This window comes from Photorhabdus caribbeanensis, assembly GCF_018448885.1.
Classification (GTDB): domain Bacteria; phylum Pseudomonadota; class Gammaproteobacteria; order Enterobacterales; family Enterobacteriaceae; genus Photorhabdus; species Photorhabdus caribbeanensis.
The window spans coordinates 17,170-36,225 of record NZ_RCWB01000017.1 but is presented as its reverse complement, the minus strand read 5'-3'; the positions used below and the strand labels follow the sequence as shown (position 1 = coordinate 36,225).

General features: G+C 41.7%; 14 protein-coding genes and 1 tRNA gene. 4 read left to right on the top strand and 11 right to left on the bottom strand.

Annotated features, from left to right (window positions below):
• Positions 1-332: 332 nt before the first annotated feature.
• Positions 333-809, top strand: a complete 477-nt coding sequence (locus EAE90_RS12735) for an iron-sulfur cluster assembly scaffold protein SufA (protein ID WP_214053808.1) — start codon at positions 333-335, stop codon at positions 807-809.
• 9 nt (positions 810-818) lie between these two features.
• Here the strand turns inward: EAE90_RS12735 and yfaE are convergent, their stop codons facing one another.
• The 4 genes from yfaE to ubiG all read right to left on the bottom strand — a co-directional run bounded on the left by yfaE (position 819) and on the right by ubiG (position 5,610).
• Complete coding sequence (gene yfaE, locus EAE90_RS12730; RefSeq protein ID WP_036781049.1) at positions 819-1,085, bottom strand: class I ribonucleotide reductase maintenance protein YfaE; 267 nt, start codon at positions 1,083-1,085, stop codon at positions 819-821.
• On the bottom strand, positions 1,085-2,215 hold the full coding sequence (gene nrdB / locus EAE90_RS12725) for a class Ia ribonucleoside-diphosphate reductase subunit beta (protein WP_036781046.1): 1,131 nt from the start codon (positions 2,213-2,215) through the stop codon (positions 1,085-1,087). Before nrdB ends, yfaE begins: the two co-directional genes overlap by 1 nt.
• Positions 2,216-2,227: 12 nt before the next feature.
• Positions 2,228-4,519: a class 1a ribonucleoside-diphosphate reductase subunit alpha gene (nrdA, locus tag EAE90_RS12720; RefSeq protein WP_214053807.1), complete on the bottom strand. Its 2,292-nt coding sequence runs from the start codon at positions 4,517-4,519 to the stop codon at positions 2,228-2,230.
• 368 nt (positions 4,520-4,887) lie between these two features.
• Positions 4,888-5,610: a bifunctional 2-polyprenyl-6-hydroxyphenol methylase/3-demethylubiquinol 3-O-methyltransferase UbiG gene (gene ubiG / locus EAE90_RS12715; RefSeq protein WP_214053806.1), complete on the bottom strand. Its 723-nt coding sequence runs from the start codon at positions 5,608-5,610 to the stop codon at positions 4,888-4,890.
• Positions 5,611-5,810: 200 nt separating this feature from the next.
• Between ubiG and gyrA the strand changes: the two genes are divergently transcribed.
• Both gyrA and rcsC read left to right on the top strand, forming a co-directional pair.
• On the top strand, positions 5,811-8,438 hold the full coding sequence (gene gyrA / locus EAE90_RS12710) for a DNA topoisomerase (ATP-hydrolyzing) subunit A (protein WP_214053805.1): 2,628 nt from the start codon (positions 5,811-5,813) through the stop codon (positions 8,436-8,438).
• Between the two features lie 170 nt (positions 8,439-8,608).
• Positions 8,609-11,425: a two-component system sensor histidine kinase RcsC gene (rcsC, locus tag EAE90_RS12705; RefSeq protein WP_214053804.1), complete on the top strand. Its 2,817-nt coding sequence runs from the start codon at positions 8,609-8,611 to the stop codon at positions 11,423-11,425.
• A 101-nt stretch (positions 11,426-11,526) separates the two neighbouring features.
• Here rcsC and rcsB read toward each other — a convergent pair whose 3' ends face one another.
• Positions 11,527-12,180 carry a response regulator transcription factor RcsB gene (gene rcsB / locus EAE90_RS12700; protein WP_036781035.1) on the bottom strand — a complete coding sequence of 218 codons (654 nt, stop codon included), beginning with the start codon at positions 12,178-12,180 and terminating at the stop codon, positions 11,527-11,529.
• Between the two features lie 3 nt (positions 12,181-12,183).
• Positions 12,184-14,874, bottom strand: a complete 2,691-nt coding sequence (gene rcsD / locus EAE90_RS12695; protein WP_214053803.1) for a phosphotransferase RcsD — start codon at positions 14,872-14,874, stop codon at positions 12,184-12,186.
• Positions 14,875-15,087: 213 nt separating this feature from the next.
• On the opposite strand from rcsD, the gene EAE90_RS12690 reads away from it, so the two are divergent.
• Positions 15,088-15,175: transfer RNA gene (locus tag EAE90_RS12690), tRNA-Ser, on the top strand.
• Positions 15,176-15,242: 67 nt separating this feature from the next.
• Here EAE90_RS12690 and EAE90_RS12685 read toward each other — a convergent pair.
• From EAE90_RS12685 to EAE90_RS12665, 5 genes are all read right to left on the bottom strand, one after another.
• Entirely contained in the window at positions 15,243-15,854 is a 612-nt protein-coding gene (locus tag EAE90_RS12685; protein ID WP_214053802.1) for a hypothetical protein, read from the bottom strand.
• 281 nt (positions 15,855-16,135) lie between these two features.
• On the bottom strand, positions 16,136-16,762 hold the full coding sequence (locus EAE90_RS12680; RefSeq protein WP_214053801.1) for a LysE family translocator: 627 nt from the start codon (positions 16,760-16,762) through the stop codon (positions 16,136-16,138).
• 152 nt (positions 16,763-16,914) lie between these two features.
• Positions 16,915-17,862: an ornithine cyclodeaminase family protein gene (locus EAE90_RS12675; protein WP_036781028.1), complete on the bottom strand. Its 948-nt coding sequence runs from the start codon at positions 17,860-17,862 to the stop codon at positions 16,915-16,917.
• Between the two features lie 21 nt (positions 17,863-17,883).
• On the bottom strand, positions 17,884-18,426 hold the full coding sequence (locus EAE90_RS12670; RefSeq protein ID WP_214053800.1) for a carboxymuconolactone decarboxylase family protein: 543 nt from the start codon (positions 18,424-18,426) through the stop codon (positions 17,884-17,886).
• Between the two features lie 43 nt (positions 18,427-18,469).
• Positions 18,470-19,048, bottom strand: coding sequence for a prephenate decarboxylase (locus EAE90_RS12665; protein WP_214053799.1), 579 nt, complete (start codon positions 19,046-19,048; stop codon positions 18,470-18,472).
• Positions 19,049-19,056: the final 8 nt, after the last annotated feature.

Here is a 19,056-nt window from a genome sequence, read left to right as displayed (position 1 = left end):
CCATAACATTCATTTTACTACACTATCGGACAGGGTTTTAATCCCAGTTTTAGGGTGTAAATGTTAAGACCCTTGCAGAACCCGCCCTTGAAACTGGGCAGATAATCTTACGTGTTGCTTATCTACAGAAATCCAAGATAATCGTAGGTGGTGATCGGAGACGCAAATTTTTGCGGTGTTGTGAGGAGCTGAACAAGCCGCTCTAGGCACACTAGGTGTTTAGTCCCAGATTTTTTTGTCACCAGAAATTTGGTGAATTGATCATCAAACACACAACATTTATAATCAATATATATCAACATTAAAGGCATTAAGAATATGAAGAGGCAGGTTTGATATCTACATTGACATTTAACCTGAAAGATAAGCAGGTTTTTCTGCCTTTGTTGAAAGCAACTGCTTACTTGCAAAGTCTGAATGAGTACACGCGAAAGTTGTTATCTGAAGCTATCGCTCATCGTGTTGCTAAGGGGAGTGGTGAATTGTTTTCAAATTCAGTACGCATAAGAGAATTAGCCAATGACAACATTAAATATTGCATGAGGATAAAAGAAGCAATACGTATCGTTCTGTCATCTGATAATCTGAGTAAGAATTTTCCAGATCCGTCTGAGCGAGAAATATTTCGGGTGAATATTGTGAAGTTCGGTCGAGAAATAGCGAACTCTGAATATACTGCGTGTGATATTCTTTCGGCTATTGAACAAAGCCTGCCTCCGACAAAGACATATCATCCTGATAATTTACCTACTTCTAGAGAAATTAAATTGATGATATCGGCAGAACATAAAAACCTTGGTCTGCTTTAAAAATAAATACTAAAGCTCAATCTCAATATCACTGAGTGGATGACAGCAGCAGGGTAAAATTTCGCCTTCATTAACAAAAGCCAGCGGTTTGCGCCGATAACCGACTTTTCCTTTTATCAATCTGACACGGCAAGAGCCGCAATAACCTTCGCGGCACTGGTATTCAGCTTGAACTCTGCCTTGTTCCAGCGCCTCTAGCAGACTGTTATGCAACTTGGGAGAGCTGTAGATATGATAACCCTGCATACCATGCAGGGTTACTTTATAGCTTGTCATCAGAGTTCAAAATCACTCAGGTCATCAGGGTTAACTTCAGCATCAATCTGACCAACCAGATAGGAACTGACTTCAACTTCTTGCGGCGCGACTTGAACGTTATCAGACACCAGCCAGGCGTTAATCCACGGAATCGGGTTAGAGCGCGTTTCAAATGGCAGTTTCAGCCCGACAGCCTGCATACGGATGTTGGTAATGTACTCAACATATTGACACAGAATATCTTTGTTCAAGCCAATCATGGAACCTTCGCTGAACAGGTAGTCTGCCCACTCTTTTTCTTGTTCCGCCGCCTGAACGAACAGGTCATAGCACTGTTGTTCACACTCTTTGGCGATTTCTGCCATTTCTGGATCGTCTTGACCAGAGCGCAGCAGATTCAGCATATGTTGTGTGCCGGTCAGATGTAGTGCTTCGTCACGGGCGATCAATTTGATGATTTTTGCATTACCTTCCATCAATTCGCGTTCAGCAAAGGCAAATGAACAGGCAAAACTGACGTAAAAGCGGATCGCTTCCAGCGCGTTAACGCTCATCAGGCACAGATACAATTGCTTTTTCAGTTCACGCAGGCTAACGGTGATGGTTTTACCGGCAATTTGATGCGTGCCTTCACCAAATAGCTGGTAGTGATTAGTCATCTCAATCAGATCATCGTAATAAGCGGAAATGTCTTTCGCCCGTTTTAGAATCTCTTCATTGGTGACAATATCATCAAACACAACCGCCGGATCGTTGACGATATTCCGAATGATGTGAGTGTAAGAACGTGAATGAATCGTTTCAGAAAAAGACCAAGTTTCAACCCAGGTTTCCAGCTCAGGGATGGAGATCAAGGGCAGAAAAGCCACGTTCGGGCTGCGGCCCTGAATAGAGTCCAGCAGCGTTTGATATTTTAAGTTACTGATAAAAATATGCTTTTCATGGTCAGGCAGCGCATTGTAGTCAATGCGGTCGCGAGACACGTCAACTTCTTCCGGGCGCCAGAAGAAAGAGAGCTGTTTTTCGATCAATTTCTCAAAAATCGGATACTTTTGTTGGTCATAACGGGCTACGTTTACTGGCTGACCAAAAAACATTGGTTCCTGTAACTGATCGTTTTTGACTTGTGAAAAAGTGGTATAGGCCATAACTTCCTCAAATTAAATCTTACACGCGCCGCCTTCACAATCGGAATCAGCAGATTCCACGACTTCTTCCAGGTCATCCTGAACGTCTTCCGCACCATCACGGGTATTGTGGTAATACAGAGTTTTCACGCCATATTTGTAAGCGAGCAGCAAATCTTTCAGCAGTTGATTCATCGGCACTTTTCCGCTTGGGAAATGTGTCGGATCGTAGTTGGTGTTGGCAGAGATCGACTGGTCGATAAATTTCTGCATGATGCCAACCAACTGCAAGTAGCCGTCATTGCCCGGCATTTGCCACAAGAGTTCGTAAGCGCTTTTCAGACGCTCATATTCCGGGACAACTTGGCGTAAAATGCCATCTTTTGATGCTTTGATGCTGATGTAGCCACGAGGCGGTTCAATACCGTTGGTGGCGTTAGAGATCTGGGAAGAGGTCTCTGACGGCATCAAAGAAGATAAGGTTGAGTTGCGCAGACCATACTGTTTGATCTCGTTGCGCAATGTTTCCCAGTCATAGTGCAGCGGTTCATTGGTCAATGTATCCAGCGCTTTTTTATAGGTATCGATAGGTAGGATACCTTTAGAATAGGTGGTTTCTTTAAACCACGGGCAAGCGCCTTGCTCTTTCGCCAGTTCATTAGAGGCTTTCAACAGGTAATACTGAATAGCTTCAAATGTTTTGTGAGTCAGGTTGTTCGCGCTGCCATCGGAATAACGCACGCCATTTTTTGCCAGATAGTAAGCATAGTTGATAACACCAATGCCTAATGTACGGCGACCCATTGCCCCTTGTTTCGCTGCAAGGATAGGGTAGTCCTGATAATCGAGCAGGGCATCAAGGGCACGGACCGCCAGAATCGCCAGTTCTTCCAGCTCATCAAGATTTTCAATTGCCCCCAGGTTGAATGCGGACAAGGTACACAGCGCGATTTCACCATTTTTATCATTGATATCATTTAATGGCTTGGTTGGCAGTGCAATTTCCAGACACAGATTTGATTGGCGCACTGGGGCGACTAAAGGATCAAATGGGCTGTGCGTGTTGCAGTGGTCTACGTTCTGAATATAGATACGGCCGGTAGAAGCACGTTCTTGCATCATCAGGGAGAAGAGCTCAACCGCTTTCAGACGTTGCTGACGGATATTGCTGTCTTGCTCATATTTGGTGTACAAGCGCTCAAATTCATCCTGATCGGCAAAGAAGGCATCATATAGCCCTGGAACATCGGATGGGCTGAACAGGGTAATCTCTTCACCTTTGATCAGACGCTCGTACATCAGTTTGTTAAGTTGTACGCCGTAGTCCATGTGACGAACTCGGTTCCCTTCAACGCCACGGTTGTTTTTCAGTACCAACAGGCTTTCAACTTCCAGATGCCACAATGGGTAGAACAGTGTAGCGGCACCACCACGAACGCCTCCTTGAGAACAGGATTTGACAGCGGTTTGGAAATGCTTATAAAAAGGAATACAGCCGGTATGGAAGGCTTCGCCATTACGGATTGGGCTTCCCAGGGCGCGAATACGGCCCGCATTGATACCAATGCCAGCACGTTGAGAAACGTATTTCACAATAGCGCTAGAAGTCGCGTTAATGGAATCTAGGCTATCGTCACATTCAATCAGCACGCAGGAGCTGAATTGACGGGTAGGGGTGCGTACACCTGCCATGATCGGGGTTGGCAGAGAAATTTTAAACGTCGAAGCTGCGTCGTAAAAACGGCGAATGTAGTCCAGACGCGTCTCTTTCGGATAACCGGAGAATAGGCAAGCCGCTACCAGAATATAGAGAAATTGGGCGCTTTCATAAATTTCACCGGTAACACGATTTTGAACCAGATATTTACCTTCAAGCTGTTTGACCGCCGCATAAGAAAAGTTCATATCACGCCAATGGTCAATAAAATCGTCCATTTGCTCGAATTCTTCTTGCGAGTAGTCTGCAAGCAAGTGCTTATCATATTTGCCCATTTCTACCATGCGGGATACATGGTCATAGAGTGCCGGCGGCTCGAATTGACCATAGGCTTTTTTACGCAGATTGAAAATTGCCAAACGGGCGGCTAGATATTGATAGTCAGGCGCGTCACCGGAGATAAGATCAGCGGCAGCTTTAATCATTGTCTCATGAATATCTGAGGTTCTGATGCCATCGTAAAATTGGATTTGGGACCGCAGTTCTACTTGTGATACCGAGACATTTTTCAGTCCATCGGCTGCCCAGTTAACAACCCGGTGGATTTTCTCAAGGTCAATTCGTTCTTTGTGGCCATCACGCTTTGTTACTAGCAGACTATGGTTCATGGACAGGCATACCTTACATTTACTTTCAAATTCGCTCCCACCTGCTTTGTGTCTTTGACTTAGACCAAAACATAACCCTCTCAGTGGCGAAAAAACCAACGAGAGAGTAGTGGTAATGGAATGTTAAGGAACACAATATGTAGGGGGTACACTAAATAATGACAACAAGATAATGTTAAAAGCGGCTTTTATCAAGTGCACAAAAATACGGATTCTTGTGGATAACTTGAGGACTAAAATTTATTAAAAAGCCGGAAGCCTGCATCATTACTAGCGGTTGCTCTGACAGAAACACCGGCAAAAATGAGTGAAAAAATTCCTGAAAATATGATTTATTTGCCGATTTATTAATCTGTCAGATGAATATGTCAGACATACTGAGTGTGTAACATATAATTGACGTCTACATTATAACCAAGGTTAAATTTATCTGTTAGTGGGTTGTAGTGCAGACCGATAATATGCTTTTCCCGCAGAGGTGTGCTGTCAATCCAGCCTATTAACTCTGACGGCCGGATAAATTTCTTCGCATCATGGGTTCCCTTTGGTACCATTTTTAGAATGTATTCCGCGCCGATTACCGCCATAAGCCAGGCTTTTTTGTTGCGGTTAATGGTAGAAAAAAAGACGTGTCCGCCGGGTTTCACCAACTGAGCGCAAGCACGGACAACCGATTGTGGATCTGGCACATGTTCCAGCATTTCCATACAGGTGACGATATCATAAGCTTGTGGATATTTTTCGGCGTGGCTTTCTACTGTTTCCTGTACATAAGTCACGGGGATACCTGTTTCAAGGGCGTGCAGTCTGGCAACTTGAAGCGGTTCCGTACCCATATCCAGCCCGGTTACTTCTGCCCCTTCCCGGGCCATACTTTCTGACAAAATACCGCCGCCACAGCCCACATCTAAGACTTTTTTACCGAAAATGCCGCCAGAACGCTGCAAAATATAGTTCAAGCGTAGCGGGTTAATTCGGTGCAGTGGCTGAAATTCACCTTCCAAATCCCACCAGCGAGAAGCAATCGCTTCAAATTTCTCTATTTCCTGTTGATCAACATTGTTTGAGGTGGAAGGGGTTTTGATGTTCATCAGCGGTTGTCGCTCCTTAAACTTTCTTTAAACAGGCGGATTCACTCCGTTCTGCCAGGGTTCACTCAGTTCTGAGTCAGTTCTGAAATAGTATACACGGCTTAATTTTTAAATACCCGTATCTGATTTTTATAAAACTGTTGGTTTGTGGTATAGTTCTAAACCTTTGAATTCGGAATGTATGAGGGATAGTGGGCTCCATGAGCGACATTGCCAGAGAAATCACCCCGGTCAATATCGAAGAAGAGCTGAAGAGCTCATATCTGGATTATGCGATGTCTGTAATTGTCGGGCGTGCACTACCAGATGTTCGAGACGGACTAAAGCCGGTACACCGTCGCGTACTTTATGCCATGAGTGTATTGGGAAATGATTGGAATAAACCCTACAAGAAGTCTGCCCGTGTTGTCGGGGACGTCATCGGTAAATACCACCCACATGGGGATAGCGCAGTCTACGATACGATTGTTCGTATGGCTCAGCCGTTTTCCCTGCGCTATATGTTGGTTGATGGTCAGGGTAACTTTGGTTCAGTCGATGGAGACTCAGCCGCCGCTATGCGTTACACCGAAGTGCGTATGGCGAAAGTTGCCCATGAACTGCTAGCGGATCTGGAGAAAGAGACGGTCGATTTTGTGCCAAACTATGATGGTACAGAACAGATCCCGGAAGTGATGCCAACGAAAGTACCAAACCTGCTGATTAACGGCTCTTCTGGTATCGCAGTGGGTATGGCAACTAACATTCCTCCTCATAACTTATCCGAAGTTATTGATGGTTGTCTGGCTTATATTGAAGATGAAAACATCAGCATTGAAGGGCTGATGCAGTATATTCCCGGCCCAGATTTCCCGACCGCTGCGATTATTAATGGTCGTCGCGGTATTCAGGAGGCTTATCGGACTGGTCGCGGTAAAATTTATATTCGTGCCCGTGCGGAAATTGAAGTTGATGAGAAGAATGGCCGTGAAACTATTTTAGTGCACGAAATCCCTTATCAGGTCAATAAAGCCCGTCTGATTGAAAAAATTGCCGAATTGGTGAAAGAGAAGCGCATCGAAGGGATCAGCGCACTGCGTGACGAATCAGATAAAGACGGCATGCGGATCGTGATTGAAGTGAAGCGGGATGCGGTGGGGGAAGTGGTTCTGAATAACCTCTACTCTCTGACTCAACTTCAAGTCTCCTTTGGTATCAACATGGTGGCTCTGCATCAGGGGCAGCCGAAGCTACTGAATCTGAAAGATATTATTTCAGCTTTCGTATGCCACCGTCGTGAAGTGGTCACTCGTCGTACCATCTTTGAATTACGTAAAGCGCGTGAACGGGCCCATATTCTTGAAGCATTAGCTGTCGCACTGGCGAATATTGATCCTATCATCGAACTTATCCGTCTTGCTCCGACGCCAGCCGAGGCAAAAGCTGCATTAGTTGCTAAGCCGTGGGAATTAGGCAGTGTTGCTGCCATGCTGGAACGTGCCGGTGATGACGCCGCTCGTCCAGAATGGCTGGAACCACAATATGGCGTGCATGAGGGTAAATATTATCTGACCGAACAACAGGCTCAGGCCATTCTGGATCTGCGTTTGCAGAAACTGACTGGTTTGGAGCATGAAAAACTGCTGGATGAATACCGTGAATTGCTGACATTAATCGGCGAGTTGCTGTTCATTCTGGAAAATCCTGAGCGCTTGATGGAAGTGATCCGTGAAGAGTTGTTGGCAATTAAGTCGCAATACAGCGATGCCCGCCGTACTGAAATCACGGAAAATACGGCTGATATCAATATTGAAGATTTAATTAATCAGGAAGATGTTGTTGTTACGTTGTCACATCAAGGGTATGTCAAATACCAGCCGTTATCTGACTATGAAGCGCAGCGCCGTGGTGGTAAAGGTAAATCCGCAGCGCGTATTAAAGAAGAAGATTTTATTGACAAGTTGTTGGTTGCCAATACTCACGATACGATCCTCTGCTTCTCCAGCCGTGGCCGCTTGTACTGGATGAAGGTTTATCAATTACCGGAGGCTAGCCGTGGTGCGCGTGGTCGTCCGATTGTTAACCTGTTGCCGCTAGAGCAAAATGAGCGCATTACGGCGATTCTGCCGGTGCGTGAATATGAAGAAGGGCTGTATGTCTTTATGGCTACGGCCAGTGGGACCGTGAAGAAAACCGCGTTGCAAGATTTCAGCCGTCCGCGCAGTGCCGGTATTCTCGCTGTTAATCTCAATGAAGGTGATGAACTGATCGGCGTTGACCTGACTGACGGTAATAACGAAGTTATGTTGTTCTCCGCGGAAGGGAAGGTTGTTCGTTTTGAAGAGGAAGCTGTTCGTTCAATGGGGCGTACAGCTACCGGTGTACGTGGTATCAAACTGAGTGGTGAAGATAAAGTTGTTTCTCTGATTATCCCACGTGGAGAAGGAGAAATTCTGACTGTCACTGAAAACGGTTATGGCAAACGTACCGCTGAAAACGAATATCCAATCAAATCCCGTGCAACGCAGGGGGTTATCTCGATTAAAGTCAGCGAACGTAATGGTAACGTGATCGGTGCGATTCAGGTTGAACCAACCGATCAGATCATGATGATTACTGATGCTGGTACGTTAGTGCGTACAAGGGTATCTGAAGTCAGCGTTGTTGGCCGCAATACCCAAGGTGTAACACTTATTCGTACCGCTGAAGATGAGAAAGTTGTCGGTTTACAGCGGGTTGCTGAGCCTGAAGATGATGAAGAGGGGCTGGCGGCAGAAGGGGAAGAATCAAAAAGTGATAACACCGATTTACCTGATGCTAACAGCAGCGAGTCAGTTGATCCGGTTTAAGTGAAGATATTTTTTACTTAATCAAGAAACAGGTACTTCGGTGCCTGTTTTTTTAAAGGGATTTTTATTGATATTGAAATATGCGATCGATGGATCTTTGTAATCTTTAAACTCTGGTATATCTTGTTGTTAAGGACGTTGAATGATGCCGGTTTTTATTAGGTAACCTTTTGAGATATCTTTCTTCTTTTCGTACATCGCTAAAAATATCCCGTTATCTTTTCCGGGTGCTTGGCTTAATGTTGTGGGCGTTAGGCGCTTTATTAACAGCTTTTTACCTGGTTAATATCTTTAATGAAGTCAAGTCGGATATTCGGCAAGAATACAATGCTAATTATGATTCCACACTCTCTTATGTGCGTCATACAGCAAGTATTCTACGTGATATCCAATATATGACAGAGAAGCATTTACTGAATTCTAATGGAAAAAATGCTATTTTTGATTTTCCACATAATAGCCCGGCGTTTTCTTATCATCCTCTGAACCAAAGCGCTGACTGTCGTACTTTTCGCAACAACACTCATAGCTATTTAAATTCGTTGAATAACCTTATCTTCTATTGGAAAGATAATCTTGCGGCGCCTCAGGGGTTGAATCAGGTTTTTCTGGTGGGTACACAAAGTATGTGTATGGTGAATTTTTCTATCCGTAATACCTCGACTGACCCTGATACATTGAAAAAAATAGTTTATGAAAATTCACGCAGACTTATCAGCCTGAAAGAGCAAGGTAAAGAACGAAATGTTTATTGGGTTATACCTGGCGCAAGATCGGATAGCGGTCATCTCTATGTATTGGCGCCGGTATATGTCAATGGTCAGATGGTTGCAATGATAGGCATTGAACAATTCATCAGATTGGACTCTTTTATTCAAAGGCAAGATCGCCCAATTTCAATAACGTTATTGAATCGCAGTAATCAGCCTGTGTTGCACTATCCAGCAAATGACGACTATAAACTTCATTATGCTGATTATCAGTTAGAAGCGCCTTATTTTGGCTATGATGATAATTTTGCTGATTTACTGTTAAAACGCCGGTTAATGCCATCTTCATTCAGCATCATCTATGCACTTCCACTGAAAACTATTTTTGAGGGTTTTAAACTACAGATTATTAGCAGTATTGTGCTTAATGTGTTATCTGCCTTTGTCATCATTGTTCTGGTATATCTGTTTGAGCGAAAGATGTTTGCTCCGGCGGAAGAGAATGCAATTCGGCTAGAAGAACATGAGCAATTTAATCATAAAATTGTCGCTTCAGCACCGGTTGGGATCAGTATATTACGGGTCAGTGATGGCAGTAATATACTGAGTAATGAGCTGGCCCATAATTATTTAAGAATGCTAACCCATGAAGATCGGGAACGCATTATTCATATTATTTGTGACAGAACCAGCAGTTATGTTGATGTTGTCACCAGTAATCACCATCACCTACAAATCAGTTTTGTTCATTCCCGTTACAGGAATGAAGAGGTGGCGATTTGTGTTTTGGTTGATATTAGCGTCCGTGTACGGATGGAAAAATCATTACAGGAGATGGCGCTGGCATCGGAACAGGCTAACTATTCTAAATCTATGTTTTTAGCTACCGTCAGTCACGAATTGAGAACGCCGCTTTACGGTATTATTGGCAACCTGGAGTTATTACAGGCGCATTCGTTGCCTGCTGAATCTATTCGTTTGTTATCAACAATGAATAATTCTTCAGCGTTGTTGCTAAAAATTATCAGTGATATTCTCGACTTCTCAAAAATTGAATCTAAACAGCTTAAAATTGAGTCTAGAGAATTTTCCTGTCAGGAAGTTATCTCTCATGTTATTTCTAACTATCTGCCGTTAGTGGTGAAAAAAACGTTGACCTTGTATTGCTATATTGAACCGGATGTACCGGATTATATCTGCAATGATCCGGTTCGATTACAACAAGTTATATCTAATCTGTTAAATAATGCGATTAAATTCACTAATACCGGATGTGTGGTTATACATGTGATGATTGATAGAGATTATTTATACGTCAGAATAAAGGATACGGGCGTCGGTATTTCTGATAAAGCGCTTGTTCAGTTGTTTGATCCATTTTTCCAGATCATGCCCAATACGGAAAACTCATCTCAGGGAACGGGCCTTGGTCTGGCGATTTGTGAAAAACTTATCAATCTGATGGATGGTGATATTGAAGTTATTTCACAACCACAGATAGGGAGTATGTTTTCTATTCGCTTACCTTTATATGGTGCGAAATATGGGCTAAAAACTCAGTTGATAAATGAACATCAGCGAAAAATCATCTTGGCTATACGTAATCTTTACCTGGAGGAATTTTTACAGCGTTTTCTGGTTCATCATGGCTTACACACTATTTTATATAGTGGGCAAAGCACAGATGGTAGTGAAATTATTATCAGTGATTTCACGGATGCCGTGACTTCCCCGGTATATGGTTATATTGAGTTATCGACGGACTATATTGGCTCGCCGGAGCAAATCAGAGAAAACTATTGGTTACACAACTCTTACCATTTACATGATTTGCCGGTAATGATTGAGCGGCTGATTTCACCAAATCATAGTGTGGTATTAAATACTGCCCTACCTGTTTTTCAGGCAAATACTCGGTTTAATACTATTATGGTTCTGGTGGTGGATGATCATCCTATCAACCGCCGTTTATTGGCCGATCAATTGAAATCTATCGGTTTTCAAACAGCAATGGCAAATGATGGATTAGATGCGTTGGAGTATTTGAAAAAAGGAGGGATTGATATCATTCTGACGGATGTCAATATGCCCAATATGGATGGTTATGCGTTAACAATGTACTTACGGAATGATGGGTGTAAGCTGCCGATTATTGGTATTACGGCAAATGCATTGGCAGAAGAAAAACAGCGCTGTATTGATGCAGGAATGAATGATTGTTTGTCTAAACCGGTTTCTTTGGTGACGCTTAGACAGGTGCTGACGGAAATGATTTAAAACGATAATTTATAAAACAATGACTTATAAAATAATGCCCGGTACAAACAGATAGTTACCGGGCATCAGGACGACTTTCATATTAAAATAACGAGCGGTATCTACTGAACATTATCGTTTGTATCGATAGTGACAGAAGCAAGGTAATTAAGTAATGCAATATCGTTATTTACTCCCAGTTTTACCATAGCTGATTTTTTCTGGCTGCTGATAGTCTTGACACTGCGTTTCAGTTTTTTGGCAATATCTGTCACCAAAAAGCCCTGGGCAAATAGACGTATAACTTCACTCTCTTTTTGTGATAATGGCTTATCTCCGTAGGGGGCTTTCGTCACTTTTTTCAACAGCTCAGAAACGCTGTCTGGCATAAATCTTTCCCCTTCTTTCAGGGCCGTCAATACATCAGGTAAATCTGTTGGTGCTCCTTGTTTTAAGACAATGCCTTCAATATCAAGTTCGAGTACAGCACTTAAGATTGCTGGATTATTGTTCATGGTTAAAACAATGATTGATAGTCTGGGATAATGGCGTTTGATGTATTTAATCAAATTGATTCCATCGCCGTATATGTCGCCAGGCATAGACAGATCAGTGATCAATACGTTTGCTTTAATACAGGACAGATTGTTGATCAATGTGGTCGAGTCTTCCGACTCAGCGACAACGTTGATCCATTCAAGCCGCTCAAGTGATTTGCGGATGCCAAACAGGACAATTGGATGATCATCAGCAATAATGACGTTAAGGTTATTCATCTATTAGTTACCCTGCTGCAATAGCCTTTTGGTGAAGGACTCAATACGGCTAATGCTATTCTTAATCTCTATTTCGTTACTGTCTGTTATGTGTTGTTCCAGTGTTTCGCAAGAAAGTTTGAGGAGTTCTAGGTCTAACATAGCAAAGACGCCTTTCAGGCGATGTGCTGTCTGCGAAAGCGATATCAGATCATATTGTTCTATATCAGTATACAGCTTATTAATATCTATCGGTACTGTCTCGACAAATAATTGTCGGTAATCGCTATCAATCAGCTGTTTTTGATAACTATTTATGACATTGCCAAAATCGTAATCACTGCTTTCATCGTTAAATGCTGGCATTTCAGCATTTGCATTAAACTCGTTAAAACTGAAACTTCTCTCAATTAATAACGAAATGGCATTGATAACCGCTTCACCCAGATTGTAGTTACACCTAATATAGTCAGGTTTTATCTGCTCAAAACCGGCCAGATTATCAACCAGTAATATAGTCGATTTTGCCAAATCGTAGTGTTTATCAGTCAACATGATATCGTATTCTCGATTCATATTTTCTTGCTTTTTATCGAAGTAAACAGCGCCATAATGATGCAGATGATTTTGCACAATCTTACGGATCTCCGTATTGCTGATATCCAGCAAGGCAGTAATGTCTTCCAGTAGCGGCGGGCATTGGTCTTGGCCGATGATTAAGGGCAGACTGATAGCATAGTGCGTACCCAAGTGGGGTTTGCTGTTTATTGTAAAATGACCATTTAATTTTCTACATAATTGGTTACATAGATAAAAGGTCAGTCCTGAATTGGATTGATATCTATCACCTGTGGCTTTGCTTAAAAATGGATAATTCAAATTTGTTAAATCTGTTGAATTAAGTCCAGCCCCTGTATCTATAATTTCGATTTGAATGTGTTCTTTGTATTCCTGAGAATAATTAACGATAAGAGATATTTTGCCATAAGATGTGAGTGTGATTGCGTAATTGACTAACATCAGGATGATCTTACTGATGGCAGTACTATCGCCAATAAATAGTGATTCAGGATTAATATTACAATGATAATAATAATTTAATCCTTTATTATTCATCTTAGGAAACACCTTTTTAATAATATCTTCTAAAATGACTGATAATGAAAACGATTCATTTTTTGCTTGCCATTCACCTGATTCTAATTCATTGAGTAATGAAATATTCTCGATCCAGTCGGATATATATTCGGATTTAGTTAATAAATTATCGACGATACGAACACTATTTTCTTCTGTGAGAATTTGTTTCAGTTGGTAAGCGATATGATCTAATTCCTTTATTGGTTGTTTTAACTCAGAACGAATGTTGGTCAACATAAAACGCCGAGCTTGTACACTCTTATCGTGTTCCAGATGAGCAAGTTGTAAACGCCTGCTAATTAATGCTTCCTGATCTTTATCTTGCAGTAAAAACAGATAAGTTTCTGGCAACAAGCGAATGCTGGACATTTTAATTTCGTAGACTGAATCATCAATTGATGTTTGAATGACACCATGATGTTGCTTTGCCATCATCTTAATTTTATTTAAATCGACATTCGGCAACAGATGATCGGCAAGGTTATTGCACATAATTATTTGATTTATCGAGAAATCGTAAATCAGTAGGCCAACCGGGATATTAGAGATAATATCGTGGCTTAACGCATCCTTGACTTGTAATTCGTGACTCATAAGGGCGTTTGGAGCGATATATTTTCTACGAATGTAGATAAGCCCACCTAAAGAGAGGATAATAAATACGGAATCAGCCAGTAACAACCAGATGTTTCTGTATAACAAATCGATTAGCAAATCTTTGAGTGATATCCGATACAACAGTTTGTATTGTGTGCCTTTGAGTGATTGAGAAAATTCGAGCCAGAAACCATTCTGTGAGATATTAACTTTATTGATTTCATGAGGGGGTTGTTCGTCATCTGACAATAAACTGAAATTTGCTGCTGCCATATCAATAGGAAGAAGATGGCAAATAGGCAAATCGAAAGCGATAACTGTTGCCAATTGACCCGGTGAATTGAATGTTGCCCGGTAAGTATAAAAATAGATATTTGCGCCATTTAACTTACGGATTGATGAAATATTTTCCCGTTCATCTAACGCGGTGGATTGCATCAGCATTTCTGAACGTTTTGATTCGGCGGTAAGTGTTAGATAACTTTCTTTAAATCTCAATTCTGGTTTAAGAATAGAATGAGTTGTTATCAGAAACAGACTGTTGTCTTTACCATTCAGATAGTACATGGAGTTGTATTCATTGCGAGTGCCCCACAAAATTTCCATATAATTGGAGAGGCGTTGTGCCAACTCTACACTTGCAGCGCTATGATGACCAAAAATAATCGTGTCGATAGTTTGATAACGATTCTCAAGCCAGTAAACATCAGGTCGTAACTTCATCGGTGTGACGAATTCTTGTGGTCTAAAAGATGAACTATTGGCTTGTTTAAAGATAGAGTTAGCGTGGTAACGATAATCTTCTATCTGTAATACTATTTTGGTTGCAACACTATTTAGTGCATACTTTTTCCCCATTAGCCAGGCATTGAAGTAGTTATAACTGTATAAAAACAGAGAAACAAAAAGCAGAATAATGAACAGACCGTAGTAACGGTTTATGGTTGATGAATTAATAGAAAATTGTTTGTTATACATTCGTTGAGTAAAAGCCTTAATAATTGCTTGGCTGTTTAGCGAGCTCGTTAAATTGGTGAATCTCATGATTCGATCTATTTGGGCTAATTTTAGCAGGATTGGGGCTGGAAAGGATATTGTAGATTGAGGATTGAGCGAACAGTAAAAAAATCATAGAATTTTTACGATAGAGACTAGACATATTATCATGTTAGGAGCATAATCCCGCGTCATGGAAGGATGGCCGAGCGGTCGAAGGCAGCGGTCTTGAAAACCGCCGATGGGAAACCATCCTAGAGTTCGAATCTCTATCCTTCCGCCAAATAGTGACCCTACGCACAGAAAGTGCGTAGGGTTTTTTTCATTTCCATATGCCATTCAGATAATAATTAATCCATTTTCATGACCATAAGATGGCCATTCATAGAGGCACTGCCATCTGGGCCTTTTTCATAAGCAAAAGTTCCCGTATTGTTATAAGGTGCTCCCCAACTGTTAATTGATCCCACCATAGGAAAAGTGTAAATGGTAGCGCCGTTCAGGGTTATAAAATTCCTCACCGCTAATTGATATACACCCGGAAAACCGTATTCGGTAGACGTCATAAATGATGTCCGATGTAAGCCGGTGGCACTTGAGGATACAGAAAGAGTGCAGTCAACCAGGACCAGATAAATACCCCCTGGCAATTGCAGATATTTGTCATATGTAATGATAGAGCCAGGAATAGAACCGCTATATGCCAGGGACATATCCAGGCGGTAATAGCTACCTTCATCGATACCTTTACCATTATTCGGTTGGGCAGTATGCCCAATTTCCCAACGCATATAAGGACGGGTAGCGGTTTGCGCGACAAACAACCCATTATCACTGCCTGCTTTTAATATGTTGTTTGCTTCTGTAGAAATGGCAATTGAATTTGCCCCAACGGCATCACCTGTCGGTAATGGGGCGTGGATATTATTTTCAAGAGAAACAATCGGTTTACGTATAGCCATATTTTTTATTCCTGTTATTGTCAGCATTTTAATGTATATCACAGGTCATTGGTGCGGGTTTATTCATCTATTGAACGATAAATGACGGGGGATGAAAGTACGCAGCCCGGTTGACCAGAAATCTATCAAGCTTCAACTATAAGTATATGCTGTGGCTTTTGGGGGCGAGTTGTGTCTGCAATTGTGATTTATGGTGTGTCCACGATTTATTGACAAGAATGGTTTTTCAGGACGGATTCTTGTTCAATAAAACCGTGGAAATGATAGGAAATTAAACTTTTTTAATTGGATTTGAACAGCATAGTTACAGCGGTTACGAACATAATGACAGCCGCACCTTTGAATAAAATCCGTTGTGCTCGTTGGCTTGATAACAGATGTCGAATACTGAGAGCACCGAGAATAAATACAGCCCCTACGCTGAATAAGACAAGAACTGTCAATGGTACTAACATGAGCCCCCAGTTTTGCAACGAGATAGATTCCATGTTAATGACCAAAGGTAATAGTGCGAGATAGAAGGCAATCGTTTTAGGGTTACTTAGCGTCAGAGTGAGACCAGATAACCATGCCGCAGCCAACTCCTTTTTCTTAATTGGTTGGTCTTCACCAATGGATTGATGATCGGCAAACCAGAACTGCCACGCCAGATAACCCAAATACAATGCGGCACCCCATCTTACCACAGCAAATAAGGTGTCAAAACTGTGCGCGATAATAGACAAGCCAAAAACAGCAAAGGACAAATAAGTTAGATCACCTATAATCAGGCCAAACAACACACTAAATCCCGCTAATGCGCCACTACTCACACTTCTGGCAACCAATGCTGCCATTCCCGGGCCTGGTATCGCCGCAGCAACAGTCAGTGCTGCTGTATAGGTTACTATTTGTGACACTTCTAGCATATCTTTCCTCTCAAAATAACACTTTGAAGTAACAGAACATAAAAATGTCACTTGCGTATGCAAGTGACAAATAACGGCTTTTTAGTATAGACAATAACGACATTTTTCTAATGCTGAACGTCTTAAGTCTGGCATATTTTCATCCAAAACAGTTAAGACATTTTTATTAGTTGTCGAATGACCTCCCGAGAAAATACCATATCTTGAACAGCCAAACCAACGGATTGAAAGATAGTTACACCCTGATCGCACAAATTGGAATGAGATTGAGAAACGGTACCAATTTCTATTCCAATGTCTGACCCATTAATAATACCTTTCTCCCTTGCCTTAATAACAGATTGAGAGGCGGCAAGTACCGATTCATTGGAATCAGTGAATAGGGTTGTATTGCTATACATATCTTCGCTAAGTTCCTGAAACCCCAGGGCCGAAGCGCCAATGGCATTGACATGACATTTAACCGGTAACTCTTTTCTATTGAGTATCGGGGCACGCGATGCTGTGGTTGTGCAAATGATGTCACTATTGAGTACAGCCTCAGCAGGTGAGGCTTTGATCGAAATGGGAAGATTGAGTGTTTTATCACACCATGTGACAAATTCCCGGCATCTCTCTGCATTACGACCCCATAAAGTGACTTCTTTAATCGGGCGCACATATAACATGGCTTGCAAATGTGCTTTTGCTTGTAAGCCAGTGCCAAGTATCGCCAACCGGCTGGCATCCTTTGCGGCAAGCAGATGGGTTGCATAGGCAGAAGCGGCGGCTGTGCGAATTTCTGTGATAGCGCCGGCATCTACCGCTGCAATCCCTGAAACACCTGGCTCGTCGTAAACCAACACACTACCGATGTGTGAAGGTTTATCGCTGTTGCTTTGAAACCTTACGACTACCGACTTTAACCCAAACCCTTTGTATGGCCCTTCCTTAATATAAATCGGCATAGTGCCCATTAAGCCGTCTTCGCCTTTAACGATATTGCGTAAAGGTTGTTCTACTTTTTTCTCCGATTGCAATTTAAATGCTATTTCACTTAGCTTAAGACTAAGTTCCATCGTCAAATAACGTGCAACGGTTTCTTTATCGACATAAAGCATATTGATGCCTTTCAATATCAGTTAAAGTTCGTCCAGCTTGAATTTATCATCAATTTCAGTTCCGGCAATACTATTGAGAATTGTCGACATATTCTTTTGAGAAACCCCTAACACAACGTCTAACATACTCTGTTTGCTGAAACCACGGCTTAAAAATAGATCAATAGCACTTCTTTTCAATTGTCCCCGGCAGTAAATAACCTCTCTGGTAAATTCACGCAGTGCCAATAATCGTGGAGAGAGATCGTCGGTTTTTTCAATCAATGCCTTAACCGTTTTTTTGTCCACGCCATTATGAATTGCAATATAAGCGTGTGCTTGAATTGTATAATTACAACCATTTTCTATGCCGGTTGTAATCCACACCACAGCTTTTTCCTCTTCATTTAGTGAACTATCAATAAATAAATCGTGTGCTCGTTGGTAAGCGGCTAATAGTGAAGGGGATTCTGACATATAACCACTTTGGTTAGGTATCCAGCCGAAGTCATTAATAGAGCTTTGAAGTAATTTTTTACTTTTTTCAGGTGTGGTAGCAATAGTGTGTAGTGTAAGTAAAGACATAATAACCTCTATATATTTGCCTATTTTAAAGCAACATTAGCTTTTAGGCGGCTGTAAATACTGACCAAAGCATTTGAATTGGTCGAATATGAGAAATAAATTTTAAATTGTGTAATTTTGCCGCCACTTCTGTCGTGAGTGCGGCATCTACTTCTGAATTGGCGACTGCTTTTGCCGCTGAACTGGTTGAATCTTTAAAAATGATATCTGCAATTTTTAGATTATCAGGCAACAACTCTGGGATTAAAGCTTTTGGCGCCGGATGGGTTGCAATGACGATATTATCTTTAGTTAATTCATCACGAATAGCGATACCGTAATTAGGCGTGTAGTTTAAAAATGCGGATGACAAGTTAAACCTGTTATCCATATAAAACTCACTGATATTATAATAAGCATTGGCTACCACCAATGCCTGACAGTGATTTAAAATAATTTGATTACTTGCTTCTTCGTAAGTACTACATAAAACCACTTGGTAACTTTTGGCGACGTTATTTTTGATAGCAAATTCACCAAAACGAATAGCGGATTGTTCGCTACTTGTACCTGATGGGCCTAAGGTAGCAATATTTAGAACATCAAATGTATCTTTGTAGAAACTAAAAAAAACACATTCCATGATGTCTC

Coding starts and splice junctions, on each gene's coding strand:
- EAE90_RS12670 (WP_214053800.1), bottom strand. CDS start 18,426: ATGTCTTTACTTACACTACACACTATTGCTACCACACCTGAAAAAAGT.
- rcsB (WP_036781035.1), bottom strand. CDS start 12,180: ATGAATAACCTTAACGTCATTATTGCTGATGATCATCCAATTGTCCTG.
- rcsD (WP_214053803.1), bottom strand. CDS start 14,874: ATGTATAACAAACAATTTTCTATTAATTCATCAACCATAAACCGTTAC.
- nrdA (WP_214053807.1), bottom strand. CDS start 4,519: ATGAACCATAGTCTGCTAGTAACAAAGCGTGATGGCCACAAAGAACGA.
- yfaE (WP_036781049.1), bottom strand. CDS start 1,085: ATGACAAGCTATAAAGTAACCCTGCATGGTATGCAGGGTTATCATATC.
- nrdB (WP_036781046.1), bottom strand. CDS start 2,215: ATGGCCTATACCACTTTTTCACAAGTCAAAAACGATCAGTTACAGGAA.
- EAE90_RS12675 (WP_036781028.1), bottom strand. CDS start 17,862: ATGCTTTATGTCGATAAAGAAACCGTTGCACGTTATTTGACGATGGAA.
- EAE90_RS12665 (WP_214053799.1), bottom strand. CDS start 19,048: ATGGAATGTGTTTTTTTTAGTTTCTACAAAGATACATTTGATGTTCTA.
- ubiG (WP_214053806.1), bottom strand. CDS start 5,610: ATGAACATCAAAACCCCTTCCACCTCAAACAATGTTGATCAACAGGAA.
- EAE90_RS12680 (WP_214053801.1), bottom strand. CDS start 16,762: ATGCTAGAAGTGTCACAAATAGTAACCTATACAGCAGCACTGACTGTT.
- EAE90_RS12685 (WP_214053802.1), bottom strand. CDS start 15,854: ATGGCTATACGTAAACCGATTGTTTCTCTTGAAAATAATATCCACGCC.
- gyrA (WP_214053805.1), top strand. CDS start 5,811: ATGAGCGACATTGCCAGAGAAATCACCCCGGTCAATATCGAAGAAGAG.